12 protein-coding genes and 1 pseudogene are annotated in these 12,529 nt (G+C 72.1%); 2 read left to right on the forward strand and 11 right to left on the reverse strand.

All coding sequences use genetic code 11. From position 1 onward, the window contains the following. Nucleotides 1-3: 3 nt before the first annotated feature. The gene (locus J7E88_RS27470; protein WP_215185733.1) at nt 4-774 is read right to left on the reverse strand and encodes a LysR family substrate-binding domain-containing protein; all 771 of its coding nucleotides are present in this window, start codon (nt 772-774) and stop codon (nt 4-6) included. 57 nt (nt 775-831) lie between these two features. Between J7E88_RS27470 and J7E88_RS27475 the strand changes: the two genes are divergently transcribed. Beyond that, nucleotides 832-1,236, forward strand: a complete 405-nt coding sequence (locus J7E88_RS27475) for a DUF5997 family protein (RefSeq protein WP_215185735.1) — start codon at nt 832-834, stop codon at nt 1,234-1,236. 206 nt (nt 1,237-1,442) lie between these two features. After that, nucleotides 1,443-1,799 carry a DUF779 domain-containing protein gene (locus tag J7E88_RS27480; protein ID WP_215185737.1) on the forward strand — a complete coding sequence of 119 codons (357 nt, stop codon included), beginning with the start codon at nt 1,443-1,445 and terminating at the stop codon, nt 1,797-1,799. Between the two features lie 15 nt (nt 1,800-1,814). Here J7E88_RS27480 and J7E88_RS27485 read toward each other — a convergent pair whose 3' ends face one another. The 10 genes and pseudogenes from J7E88_RS27485 to J7E88_RS27530 form a co-directional block, all read right to left on the reverse strand. Next, a complete protein-coding gene (locus J7E88_RS27485; protein WP_215185738.1) occupies nt 1,815-2,009 on the reverse strand; it encodes a hypothetical protein in 195 nt (64 codons plus the stop codon). Nucleotides 2,010-2,116: 107 nt separating this feature from the next. Next, the gene (locus J7E88_RS27490; RefSeq protein WP_215185740.1) at nt 2,117-3,004 is read right to left on the reverse strand and encodes a phosphatidylinositol-specific phospholipase C/glycerophosphodiester phosphodiesterase family protein; all 888 of its coding nucleotides are present in this window, start codon (nt 3,002-3,004) and stop codon (nt 2,117-2,119) included. 150 nt (nt 3,005-3,154) lie between these two features. Then, a pseudogene (locus J7E88_RS36320) lies at nt 3,155-3,416 on the reverse strand (ABC transporter ATP-binding protein); the annotation flags it as partial. Between the two features lie 137 nt (nt 3,417-3,553). Then, nucleotides 3,554-4,630, reverse strand: a complete 1,077-nt coding sequence (locus tag J7E88_RS27500) for an acyl-CoA dehydrogenase family protein (protein WP_215185744.1) — start codon at nt 4,628-4,630, stop codon at nt 3,554-3,556. Next, complete coding sequence (locus J7E88_RS27505; RefSeq protein WP_215185746.1) at nt 4,627-5,817, reverse strand: acyl-CoA dehydrogenase family protein; 1,191 nt, start codon at nt 5,815-5,817, stop codon at nt 4,627-4,629. The genes J7E88_RS27500 and J7E88_RS27505 overlap by 4 nt, the downstream gene beginning before the upstream one ends. Next, entirely contained in the window at nt 5,814-6,782 is a 969-nt protein-coding gene (locus tag J7E88_RS27510) for an NADPH:quinone oxidoreductase family protein (protein WP_215185748.1), read from the reverse strand. Before J7E88_RS27510 ends, J7E88_RS27505 begins: the two co-directional genes overlap by 4 nt. Nucleotides 6,783-6,883: 101 nt before the next feature. Beyond that, entirely contained in the window at nt 6,884-7,468 is a 585-nt protein-coding gene (locus tag J7E88_RS27515) for a helix-turn-helix domain-containing protein (protein WP_374196330.1), read from the reverse strand. Between the two features lie 110 nt (nt 7,469-7,578). Then, nucleotides 7,579-10,206 carry a beta-N-acetylglucosaminidase domain-containing protein gene (locus J7E88_RS27520; protein ID WP_215185752.1) on the reverse strand — a complete coding sequence of 876 codons (2,628 nt, stop codon included), beginning with the start codon at nt 10,204-10,206 and terminating at the stop codon, nt 7,579-7,581. 225 nt (nt 10,207-10,431) lie between these two features. Next, complete coding sequence (locus J7E88_RS27525) at nt 10,432-11,181, reverse strand: PIG-L deacetylase family protein (RefSeq protein ID WP_215185754.1); 750 nt, start codon at nt 11,179-11,181, stop codon at nt 10,432-10,434. A 44-nt stretch (nt 11,182-11,225) separates the two neighbouring features. Then, complete coding sequence (locus J7E88_RS27530) at nt 11,226-12,524, reverse strand: alpha/beta fold hydrolase (protein WP_215185756.1); 1,299 nt, start codon at nt 12,522-12,524, stop codon at nt 11,226-11,228. Between the last annotated feature and the right edge of the window lie 5 nt (nt 12,525-12,529).

A 12,529-nucleotide genomic window follows, 5' to 3' on the forward strand; every position in this document is an offset into this window, starting at 1 on the left:
GTGCTACGACCGGCGGCGCGGCCTGCCGCGCTTGCCGGCCTTGGTACCGGAACCGGTCCGTGCGCTCTTGCCGGCGGATGTGCGGGCCGCGGGCTTCCGCGACGCACCGCCCTTGTCCGGCTTCTTGTCCGGCTTCTTGCCCTTGGGCTCGGCTGCGGCCGCGGGGCGACCGCGTGTGCTGTTGACCGTGCGGCCGCGCACGATCCCGATGAACTGCTCCACCAGATCGGTGGTCTCGTCCTGCGGCCACGACAGGGCGACGCGCGACTGGGGTGCGTCCGTGACCGGCCGGTAGGTCAGGTCCTTGCGGTGGTGCAGGCGGGCCAGTGACTGCGGGACGACGAGGATTCCCACTCCTGCCGCCACCAGCTCGACGGCGTCCGCCGTCGTGGCCGGGCGCTCGTTGGCGGGCCGTCCCGGCGGGCGCTCCCAGTCGAGGGTGTCGTCGAGCGGGTGCAGCACGATGTCGTCGGCGAGATCCGCGGTGGCCACCTCGTCGACCGCCGCCACGAGGTGGTCCTTCGGGACCACGACCACCGTCGTCTCGGTGTAGAGGGGGATGGCGCTGAGGTCCGTACGGTCGACCGGCAGCCGTACGAAGCCGGCGTCGGCGTCACCGCCGCGCAGCATGCCGAACGCCTCGGCGGCGGGCACGCCGATGAGGGTCAGGGGGACGTCGGGCAGCCGCTCGTTCCAGATCCGCACCCACTTCGTGGGCGTCACTCCCGGGACATAGGCGAGCCGGAACGAAGGGGATACATCCGAGCCTGTCACGCCGCCAGGTTACCGTTCGTGGTCAGAGGCAGCACACACGCTCGATACCCTTGACACATGACGTCGCACCAGAGCACCCAGACCATGAAGCCCGCGACCGCGGCGAAGAAGCTGGGTGTGTACCTCGAGGCCACCCCCGCCGAGTTCCAGGAGGGTGTCGTCTCGCGCACCGAATTGAACGCGCTCCAGTCCGATCCGCCCGAGTGGCTGCAGGAGCTGCGCCGCAACGGCCCGCATCCCCGGCCGGTGGTCGCGGCGAAGCTGGGCATCTCCATCGCCGGTCTCGCGCGCGGCGGAATCACCGAACCCCTCACCACGGAGCAGATCGACGCGCTGAAGCGGGAGCTTCCCGAGTGGCTGCAGAAGGAGCGGGCCACCCAGGCCGATGTGCGAAAGGAAACCGCGCGCATCAAGGCGAAGAACGACGAGCGTGCCGCAAAGTCGGACGGTCCGCGCTCCTGACACCGGAATGTGGCGGTGACGCTGCGGAGAGTGCGCATGTGGGTCCTGCCCGCGGTCGTGAGGGGTGATCTGCACCTCTGCACCGCCTCCGCGCCGCTGCTCCTGGCCATCGTCGTACCGACGTCGGGCTCGTGCAACGTGCTTGCAACCCCCTGAGGAGTTGACTGGTCACCTTCCGCATCGGCCGCCCGTCGAAAGGTCGCCACATGAACGAGCCAGGGGCCCGGCCCGTCGGATTCACTCCTGCCGCCGCCGATCTGATGCGGCGGCTCCGGGCCGCGCACGGGCCGCTGATGTTCCACCAGTCGGGCGGCTGCTGCGACGGGAGTGCGCCCATGTGCTATCAGGCCGGTGAATTCCGGACCGGGGCGTCCGACGTGCTGCTGGCAGAGCTCCACGTGGCGGGGGTCGAGGAGCCCGTTCCGTTCTGGATGTCCCGGAGTCAGCACGAGCTGTGGAGCCACACCCGGCTCGTGGTGGACGTCGTCGAGGGCCGGGGCAGCGGCTTCTCCCTGGAGGCTCCGGAGGGAGTGCGGTTCCTGATCAGGTCGTTCCTGGCCTGACCCGTGCCGCGGTGCTCAGGGCTGGAGGCTGCTGACGACGGTCGCCGTGGCGGCGATGCCGTCCCGGATGGTCGGCGCCATGCTCGTGCCCGCGAGGAAGAACCCGAGCAGGGCACAGACCACCGCGTGGGACAGCTTCAGACCGCCGTTGCGCAGAAAAATGACTGCGAGCACCAGCAGGAAAAGCACCACCGAAATCGAAATGGCCATCGCCGAACCTCCTTCGCCGCGCCGGGTCTGCGGCATTCGGCGGCCAGTCTGGCGCAGCGCGGGCCCCGTACGGCCGACTGGCATGTCCGCCGTACGGGTGACTCGGGTCAGTGGTCCATTGAGCGGAGGAACCTCTCGAGTCCTGCCAGGTCGTCGGTGTTGACGTGGTCGACACCGGCGGCCAGCAGTTCGCGCCACAGGGCGTCGCGTGCCGGCCCGGGCGTGTCGGGGGTGGCCCAGAAGCGGACCCGCCGGCCGTCCCCGTGGGCGGTGGTGACGAGGTCGTGCAGCTTCTCCCGTTCGGCGGCGGGGAACTCGCCCGTGCCGAGCCAGCTGAAGCTGTGGGTCCAGTTGCTGGAGATCAGCGGGATGAAGGAGGCGGGAGCGGGGGCGGCGAGGTCGTCCAGGCGCCCGTCGTAGAAGGCGTATCTCCGGCGCTGTGACTCCATGGGGGCGCGGGCCGCGCGGTCGCCCGAGACGACCGGCGTGACGGCGCCGAGGCGTACGCGGCCGTCGGTGCAGCGGCTCAGCATCCGGCGGTAGCCGTGCAGTTGGCGGTCCAGTTCGAGGTACGCGGCGACGCCGTCCGTCTTGATGTCGACGAGCAGCTGAACGGGCCGGCGGTAACCGCGGTACACGCTGCCGTGGTTGGCGCGTACACGGGCGAGCAGCGGCTCGAGGTAGAGACCGCGGAGGGTGCGGGAGGGGTCGAGCTCGGCGGGCTCGTGGGCGACGAGCAGGTCGCCGTCGACGAGGAAGACGTCCGCCTCGACGCTGGTGAAGCCGTGCGAGAGGGCGTCGTGGAGCGGCCGTTGGTGCAGGTAGTCGTTGTGGGCATGGGCCCGGCGGAGCGGCCGGGGTCCGGCGGGTTCGCTGCCGCGCTCGGCGGCGTGTGCACGGGCCGGGGCGACGGTGTGTACGTAGGCGGGCGCGGCGACGGCGCCCGCTACTGCGGCGGCGAATGTCGTGACGGCTCTGCGACGGGTGGTCGGCACGGTGGCCTCCGGGCTCGGCGGGTCGTACGGGACTCCCGCGAGTATCCGACGGCGAAGGCACAACAGGCAGGCCTGTGCCGCGAGTTCGGCTGTCCTTCATCTGTCCGCCGCTTCTCGCGCCTGCGGCGTGGCATGCGCGATGACGGTCTGTCAGCAGGTGGTCTCGGAACAGTGGACGACGCGGTCGCACCAGCGTCTGCAGAACATGGCCGTGGTCGCAGCCGACGTCGAGGAGGCCCGCGCCGCTGGCCCGCCGGTAGTCCTCGACGAGACCAGGGCCGCGGTGGTGGAGGCGTCCGGCATCGCGGCCATCTCGTCGCAGACCGGCAGGCGCGGGCTGAGCCACCAGGGCGCGGGCGAGGCAGGCGCGTTGCAGCCGGCTGTCGCTGACCTCATGGGGGCGGCGGCCGAGTCCTTGGCCCCTGTACCCGTCGCGCCGCCGGTGCCCGGGTGGCGCAGGCCGCCGCGCCGAGGGTCGGCGCGGCGGCGAGCGCCGTGGCGGCCGCCATCCGTATGGACCGGCCCGTCATGCTCGTAGCACAGAGTGCGTTACGGGGCCTGGAGGTCGACGAGCGCGGCCAGTGCCTCCTTGTGGCGGCCCGCCGTGCCGAGGGCGATCTCGTCGGCCTTGGCACGCTTGAGGTAGAGGTGCGCCGGGTGCTCCCAGGTCATGCCGATCCCGCCGTGCAGCTGTACGCACTCCTCCGCGGCGTGCACGGCGACCCGTGAGCAGTACGCCTGCGCGACGGCCACCGTGAGCGCGGCCTCGGGGCTGCCGGTGGCCAGGGCGTCGGCCGCGGCGCGCGCGGCGGCCCGCGCCGAGACGACCTCCAGCCACAGCTGCGCCATGCGGTGCTTGAGCGCCTGGAACGACCCGACGGGCCGGTTGAACTGATGACGCTCCCGGGTGTGGCGGACCGTCTCCTCCAGACACCATTCCGCGACGCCGAGTTGCTCGGAGGCGAGCAGTCCGGCCCCGGTGAGCAGCCCGCGCCGTACGGCGGCCTCGCCCGCCGCGCGGTCCGCGACGCGCGTGCCCGCCGTGCCGGGGGTGACTGCGGCGAGCGGCCTGGTCAGGTCGAGCGCGGTCTGCGGCTCCACCGTGACATCGGAACGCTCCAGCAGATACAGGCCGTCGGCCCTGAGCACCAGGAACACATCGGCCCGCACGGCGTCGGCGACGCCGGTGACCACTGGCGAGTCGACGGGCAGCGGGCCGTCCGCGGCGGCCGACAGCGGCAGGGCGGCCACGGCGGTGCGGCGGCCCGCGGCGAGGTCGCCGAGCAGCGCGGTGACGTCGTCGGTCTCCGTGCCGAGCGTCAGCAGCACCTCGGTCGCGACGACCGAACTGGTCAGGTACGGAGCGGGGGTGACGCTGCGGCCCAGCTCCTCCAGGACGACCGCGGCCTCGCGGTGGCTCGCGCCCTGGCCGCCCAGCTTCTCGGGCACGAGCAGCCCGGCGGCACCGACCTCGGTCGCAAGGGCGGTCCACACGCCGGCGTCGTAGGGACTGCCGCTCTCCGCGCGGCCGGCGACCAGGGTGGCAGGGTCGGCGCGGGCGGTGAGCAGCGAGCGTACGGCGGCCCGCAGATCGGTCTCGGCCTCTGAGTACAGCAGGTCCGTCATCGCGCGAGGTCCTTCCAGGCGATGTCCTTGTCGCTGCGCGGTTCGGCGGGCAGGCCGAGGACACGTTCGGCGACGATGTTCAGCAGCACCTCGGTGGTGCCGCCCTCGATCGAGTTGCCCTTGGAGCGCAGATAGCGGTAGCCGGCGTCACGGCCGGTGAAGTCGACGAACTCGGGGCGGCACATGGTCCAGTCGTCGTACAACAGGCCCTCCTCGCCTAGGAGTTCGACCTCCAGGCCGCTGATCTCCTGGTTGAGGCGGGCGAAGGCGAGTTTCGTGCCGCTGCCCTCGGGGCCGGGCTGGCCCGCCACGAGCTGCTGGCGCAGGCGTTCGCCGGTGAGCCGGGCGACCTCGGCCTCGACCCACAGGGTCAGCAGCCGCTGGTGCAGCTCGTGGGTGCGCAGTTCCGGGCGCTCGCGCCAGGTGCGGGCGACGGGGCCGATCATCCCGCCCTCGCGCGGCAGACGCATGCCGCCGATGGACACCCGCTCGTTCATCAGCGTGGTCTGGGCGACCTTCCAGCCCTCGCCGACCTCCCCGAGCCGGTGTGCGTCGGGGATGCGCACCTCGGTGAGGAAGACCTCGTTGAACTCGGCCTCTCCCGTGATCTGGCGCAGCGGGCGCACCTCGACACCGGGGTCGGTCATGTCGCAGATGAAGTAGGTGATGCCCTGGTGCTTGGGCAGGTCCGGGTCGGTGCGGGCGATGAGGATGGCCCAGCGGGCGACATGGGCGCTGGAGGTCCACACCTTCTGCCCGGTGACCACCCACGTGTCGCCGTCGCGGACCGCGCGGGTGCCGAGTGCCGCGAGGTCGGAGCCCGCGCCGGGCTCGCTGAACAGCTGGCACCACACCTCGTCGCCGACCCACAGGGGCCGCAGGAAGCGGCGCTTCACCTCCTCGGAGCCGTAGGCGAGGATCGTCGGCGCCGCCATGCCGAGGCCGATGCCGATACGGCGCGGGTCGTTGTCGGGCGCTCCGGCGGCGGCGAGTTCGGCGTCGACGACGGCCTGCAAAGAGCGCGGCGCGCCGAGGCCGCCGAGGCCCTCGGGGTAGTGCACCCAGGCGAGTCCGGCGTCGAAGCGGGCTTCGAGGAAGGCTCCGCGGTCGGTGGTGGCCGGCGGATGGGCGGCGAGGAACTCCTGGGTGAGGGCGCGCAGTCCGGCTGCGTCGGGTGCCTTCTTCATCGGTTCCCCCCTTCCGGGACGACGACGAGACGGCCGGTGGTCGTGCCGTCGGCCACGCGCTGGACGGCGCCTGCGGCGTCCTTGAAGGCGACACGCTCGCTGACGAGCGGCTTGATCAGACCCTTGGCGGCGTATTCGGTCAGCGTCCGGTGGCAGTCCGCGATGGAGGCGGGGTCCTTCCGCGCGTACAGGCCCCAGTGCAGGCCCATGATCGAGTAGTTCTTGACCAGGGCGTGGTTGAGCGCGGGTGCCGGGATGTCGCCGCTCGCGAAGCCGACGATCACGATGCGGCCCTCGAAGGCCACGCACTTGGCGGACCTGGCGTAGGCGTCGCCGCCGACGGGGTCGTAGATCACGTCGGCGCCCCGGCCGCCGGTGGCTTCCTTGACGGCGGCGACGATGTCCTCGGTGCGGCGGTCGATGACGACGTCGCAGCCCAGTTCCCGTGCGACGGCCGCCTTCTCCGGGCCGCCCACGACGCCGATGACCGTGGCCCCGGCCGCCTTGCCGAGCTGCACGGCGGCGCTGCCGACTCCGCCGGCGGCGGCGTGGACGAGGAGTGTCTCGCCCTCCTTCAGGCCGGCCCGGCGGTGGAGTCCGAACCAGCCCGTCTGGTAGCCGATGTGCAGGGCCGCGGCCTCGGCGTCGTCGAGGGCGTCGGGCGCGGGCAGGAGTGCGGCCCGGTCGGCGACCACGTACTCGGCGAAGCCGCCGTGCGGCAGGACCGGGTTGGTGATCACCCGGCGGCCGTCCTCGGTCTCGCCGCAGATCTCCACGCCAGGGGTGAACGGCAGCGGCGGCTTGATCTGGTACTGGCCCCGGCACAACAGCGCGTCGGGGAAATTGATGTTCGCGGCTCGGACCCTGAGGAGGACCTGCCCTTCACCGGGCGTGGGCCGGTCCACCTCTTCGAGCCGCATCACCTCGCTCGGCTCGCCGCTCCGGTGCACGTGCCATGCCTGCATGTCAGGGCCTCCCACAAGCCGTAAGGGCAGTTCTGCGGCGCATACTAAGCGGTCGCTTGCCCCTCGCGGAAGACCCCGTCCGGCTGGAGGCCCAGATCGCCTCAATCGCGCCGCGGCCTGGCCCGTACATGCATCCGCTCCCCCTGGGGACCGAAGAGGCTGAGGAACTCCACGAGCTTGTCGTCGGCCGCGCCGAACCAGTGCGGCACCCGGGTGTCGAACTCCGCCGCCTCCCCCGGGCCCAGCACCACGTCGTGGTCACCGAGCACCAGCCGGAGCCGGCCGGAGAGTACATAGAGCCACTCGTAGCCCTCGTGGGTGCGCTGCTCGACAGGCTCCTCGGCCGGCTTGTACACCGCCTTGTACGCCTGGAGCCCGCCGGGCCGGCTGGTGAGCGGGTACATCGTCCGGTTGCCGCGGACGATCGGCTTCGAGCGCACCCTCGGATCGCCGACGGGCGGGGCGCCGACCAGTTCGTCGAGCGGGACCTGATGCGCGCGGGCGATGGGCAGCAGTAGTTCCAGGCTCGGCCTGCGCCCGCCCGATTCCAGCCGGGACAGGGTGCTGACGGAGATCCCGGTCGCCTCCGACAGGGCGCCGAGCGTGGCGCCGCGCTCCCGCCTGATCCTGCGGAGCCGGGGCCCCACCTCGTTGAGTACGGCGTCGAGCCGTGCGTCGTCGTCCATGCTTTCCATTGCAGGAACAGCAAGCCCATTTGTCAATTTCGCCAGCAGGGAGGGCGCGGGCATGCGTGTGCCCCGGCCGTCGGGGCGGCCGGGGCACTGAGCGGCAGCCCCTAACGGACGACGACCTCGGCGATCTGCGGCGTACCGCTCCGCCACACCAGGCGGACCGCGTCCGCCGTGCTGTTGCCGGTGTTCAGCTGCGAGTACGGCCGCCGGATCTCGCCGGCCCGCCGCCAGCTGCCATCGGGTGAGCGCAGCTCGACGACCGCGCGTGCCACGGCGTCGCCGGGCTGCAGCACCTTCACAGTCCGCACGGCCCTCGGGGCACCGAGGTCCACGGTCAGCGCCTCCCCCGCCTCAGGAGCCCGTCCGGCGCGATAGGCGGTGTCCGGGTCGCCGTCGGCCGCCGCGCGCAGCGTCGAGCCGGCCGCCGGGGGCGGGCCCCCGGTCACGGAGGCGCTGTCCGTCGCGACCGCGAACTCCCTGACCACCAGCCAGTTGCTCTGGCCCGCCGTCGCCCTGGCCCGCACATAGCGCGCTCTGGTGCCCTCGGGGGCGGTGGCCGTGACATTCGGCGTCCCGGAGAACGCGGTCAGCTGCTGCCAGTTCGTCCCGTCGGAGGAATACTCCAGCACGCCCTGACGCACGTAGTCGTTCGGGCTGGTCGGCTTGCCCATGGCGAGCGTGACCGTGCCGACCGGCCGTTCCTGGCGCAGGTCGACGCCCACGTGGTCGCCGGCCCGCGGCGCCCTGCTGCTCCAGTAGAACGTGGTGTCGTCGTCGTCGATCATCCGCGCCGGCACGTTGTCCCGGTAGGTGCCGATGCTGCTGGTGGCCCTGATGCCGCCGGGTACGCCGAGGATGCGGTCGTGCTCGGCCCGCGCGTCCTCGACGAACGTGTCCAGCACGCCTTCGCCGACGACCACGGGGACTTTGGCACCGCCGAGCCCCGTGTAGACGAACGACTGTGCGGTGGCGAGGAGTCCGGGCAGTCGCCCGCGCAGCTCCCATGCCTCTGCCGCGTCACCGTCCCGGGCGCTCTCCACGAGCCGCAGGGCGGTGCCGGCCGCTTCCGCCCACGCCGTCGTGGCGCCCAGCCAGGGCCCGGCGTCGTCCACGAAGCCCTGCTCGGGCAGCCGGTCGCGCAGTACCGACGGCGCCGCGCGCAGCTCCTCCAGGGTCGCCAAGAGAGCGTCGGCGTCACCGTCCTGCCAGAACCGCTCGAACTCCGCGGCCAGTTCGGGTGCCTGCTGCACGTTGAGGCGTGAGCTGTAGTTGACGTCCGCGAAGGCCCGCAGGGCGCGTTCGGTGCGCCCGTCGCCGCCCGCGTACCAGCGCAGCGCGGCCAGCCACGACGTGCGCGGGTCGTAGGCCCTGTCGTTCCAGGTGTAGTCGGCGACCGTGAAGAGCGCGATCTTCGACGCGTAGGGCTGGATCATCGGATTGGCGGTGATCCCGGCGAGTTCGGCGGGCAGGCCCTTCTCCCGGCCGCTGAACGGGCCGAGGAGGAGGCGGTGGGTGACGTAGTCGTTGACGGGATAGTTGTCCCAGGTCAGGATCTCGTGGCCGAACACCGAGCGGGCGGCACGGGCCTGGGCGACCGTCATGGTCGGCGCGATGACGCCGATGCCGGTCCACTCCACGACGACGTCCGCATCGAGCTGCTCCGCCAGCGCCTTCTTGTACGCGGTCGCGGTCACGTTGTAGTACTCGGTGGGCACCATCTGCAGGGGCTCGGCACCGGGGTGGGCGGCGATGAACTCCCTGTTCACCCTGTTCAGCAGATGGGCCTGCGCCGCACCCGCCGCTCCCCCGCCGGTCCCCCATCTCGCCTGGTCCTCCGGGCAGTTCCACCTGGTGTAGCTGATGTCGTCCAGCGGTACGGCGAAGGTGCGCACGCCGATGTCCCAGATCGTCCGGAACTTGTCGATCAGGGCACGGGTGTCGGCCTCGGAGCTGTAGCAGACGGACAGGCCCGGCGAGAGGGCGTAGGTGAAGTCGACATGCCGCTGCTCCGCGGCGTCGGCGAGCTCCTCGATGCGCGCCAGCGCCGGGGCGGGGTAGGGCTCACGCCACTTGTCACGCAGGTACGGGTCGTCCTTGGGCGAGTACACGTAGATGTTCATCTTGTGCTCGCCGTAGAAATCGAGCTGGTCCAGCCGGGCCTCGTGCGACCAGGGGGTGCCGTAGAAGCCCTCGATGACACCGCGCAGGGGCGCGGCGGGCCAGTCGCGGACGACAAGGCCGGCCACGTGGGCGCCGGGGCGGTCGCGGTGCGGCAGGACCTGGCGCAGGGTCTGGGCGGCGTAGTAGGTGCCCGGATCGTCCTTGCCGGCGAGGACGATCCGGTCTCGGCCGATGCCGAGGACGTAGCCCTCGGCGGGGAGTTCGTCGGGGCCCTGCGCCCCCAGGGCCCCGAGGGCTTCGGCGGAGCCGACGTGAACGGTCAGACGGTCGTCCACGGCACGGTCGGCGCGCACGATCTGCCGGGCGCCCGCGTCACGCAGCGCACGCTCGATGACGTCCAGTGCCCGGCGATCGGCGTCCTCGTCGGCGATCAGGGTGACGGTCGAGGTGATGGTGACCCGGTCGTCGAGGGGCCGGGCGGACTGCGGTGTCGGGGTGATGGCCGGGGTACGGCGCTCGGGGTGGTCCTGAATGGCGGCCTCACCGACGGACGGTGTACACGCGAGCGCGAATGTCGCGACGAAAGCGGCTATTCGCAGGCGAAGCGTCACATTTCCTCCATGGCCGCTGGGGTCGCACAAGGAAGTCGCGCATCACATCACTTGCCATTGATCTGCCCGGACAGGAGCCGTGTCAATCCGGCACCGCCACCGCCCCGTGCCGCTGCGCCAGTTCACACCGGACGTATGCGGCTCCGGCGCGTTGCTTCGCGCCGCGACAGCACGAAGCCCCGGACTCGGCAAGCGAGCCCGGGGCCTTGCGCAACGCGGTTCCCTTCAGCGGCGCGGGAACACCTCGAACGTGACGGCCGGACGGCCACCGAAGCGCGGTGCGGCAGCCTCGGCCATGCCGGTGAGGAAGCCGCGGCAGTACTCCTCCGGGTCCTTGTCCGTCAGGCCCTCGATGTACATGCGGTGTTCCAGCAGCGAGCGCACGGACCGCTCCAGGCCCGGCCGAGCGTCGACCGCGTGGGTGGGAGTGGTCGACCCCGCCACCGCCACCCAGCGGACGCCGTCCCACGGTTCGAGCCCCTGCTCGGAGATCAGCTCGGGGAAGATCCACCGGTTGCCGGCGTCGCCGGCGGCGTCCAGCGTCGCCCGGCCCACGGCACGGTGGTCGGGGGTGTTCCAGAACGTGCCGCCCCAGGTGTCCCGGTGGTTCAGGGTGATGACCAGCTCGGGCCGGTGGCGGCGGACGGCGGCCGCGATGTCACGCCGCAGCCTCGTCCCGTACTCGATGACCCCGTCCTGGTGGTCGAGGAACTCCACCGTGGGGACGCCCACCACCGCGGCGCTGGCGCGCTGCTCCTGTTCGCGCAGCGGCGCGCACTCGGCCGGGTCGATGGAGTCGATGCCCGCCTCGCCCCGGGTGGCGAGGACGTAGACGACCTCTCGTCCCGCGTCGGTCCACGCGGCGATGGCGGCGGCGCAGCCGTATTCGAGGTCGTCGGGGTGGGCGACGACGGCCAGCGCGCGCTGCCAGTCGCCGGGCATCTCCTCGAGCTGTTGGGTCACTTGTTCCGTCATGGCCGCAGGATAAGGCCCGTACGGGCACCGGGACGGACGTATCGTCAGACCTCGTCACGCGCCAGGGCCAGCAGCCGGTCGAGGACCCGGGGGCCGCTCGCGCGGACCCCGTCGTGCTCGTACTCGTCGGTGACCCAGGTGCGCAGCCCGCGGATGGCGCGGGCGGTGGACAGCGAGTCTGCGGTGTCGACGTACATGTCGTCGTGGTAGACGGCCGCGGCGACCGGTACTTCGTTGACGGCGAGGCGGGCCGGGTCGTAGAGGGCGGACCAGTCGGTGCGGGCTGCGAGCAGCTCGGCGCACTCGCGCAGCGGACGCAGCGCAGGGTCGGTGTCGAAGTGCCAGGGGTGGATGGTCTCGCCGGTGAACATCAGCGGACCATCTCCCGCGAGCGCCGCCGCCGCGTCGAACTCCGGGAACTCCGCCCGTACGCGCTCGGCGGCCCAGCCGGTGGGACGGCCGCCCTGGGCGTAGATCGCCTCGTGCAGCACGGCGTACAGGGGGTTGGCGGCGAAGGACAGGACGGGGCGGACGGCCTCGGTGAAGGCGTCGGAGAGTTCGTGTCCCGACGCGGTGCGCACAAAGGCGTTCTCGAGCAGGTAGTGCAGCTGGTGGCTGCCGTCCTGGCCGCCGAGCAGGATGCCGAGGGACTGGAACGCCGCGGGCGTGAGGGCGTAGCCGTCGGGCAGGACGGTGGGCCGGTCCATGAGGTGGGCGGCGATACGGCGGGCCCGCCCGACATCCTGCGGATAGCGGGCGTAGTGGGCCTCGACCTTGCGCCGGATGCGCGGATACGCCGCCCGGTACACGTCGTCGGCGTGCGCGTCCAGCGAGGGAAGGCCGCCGGTGATGAGGGCGGTGTGCAGTCCTTCGGGCGCCGTGGAGAGGTAGTGGGTGGTGCAGAAGCCGCCGAAGCTCTGGCCGAGCACGGTCCAGGGCGCGCCGCCGGTGAGCCGCTGCCGGATGGTCTCGCAGTCGCGGACGATGGAGTCGGCCCGGAAGTGGGCGAGGTGTGCGGCCTGCTCCTCCGGTCCGCCGCGCATCGGGAGCGTCTGGCGGCCCTGGGGTGCGGAGCGGCCGGTGCCGCGCTGGTCGAGCAGGAGTACGCGGTACTCCCTCACGGCGCGGCCGAGCCAGGCCTGCGCCCCGGTGAAGCGGCGGGCGGCGTTGCCGGGGCCTCCCTCCAGGTACAGAAGCCAGGGCAGGTCGTCCTGCGTGCGGCCGGCAGCGGTGACCTCGCGGGCGTAGAGCTCGATCTGCTGGCCGTCCGGATCGCCGTGGTCGAGCGGGACAGAGATGTGGTGGTCGGTGAGGACGACTCCCGGCTGCCGGTAGCTGGCCAATGCTG

The organism is Streptomyces sp. ISL-10 (assembly GCF_018614575.1).
Taxonomy (GTDB): Bacteria; Actinomycetota; Actinomycetes; order Streptomycetales; family Streptomycetaceae; genus Streptomyces.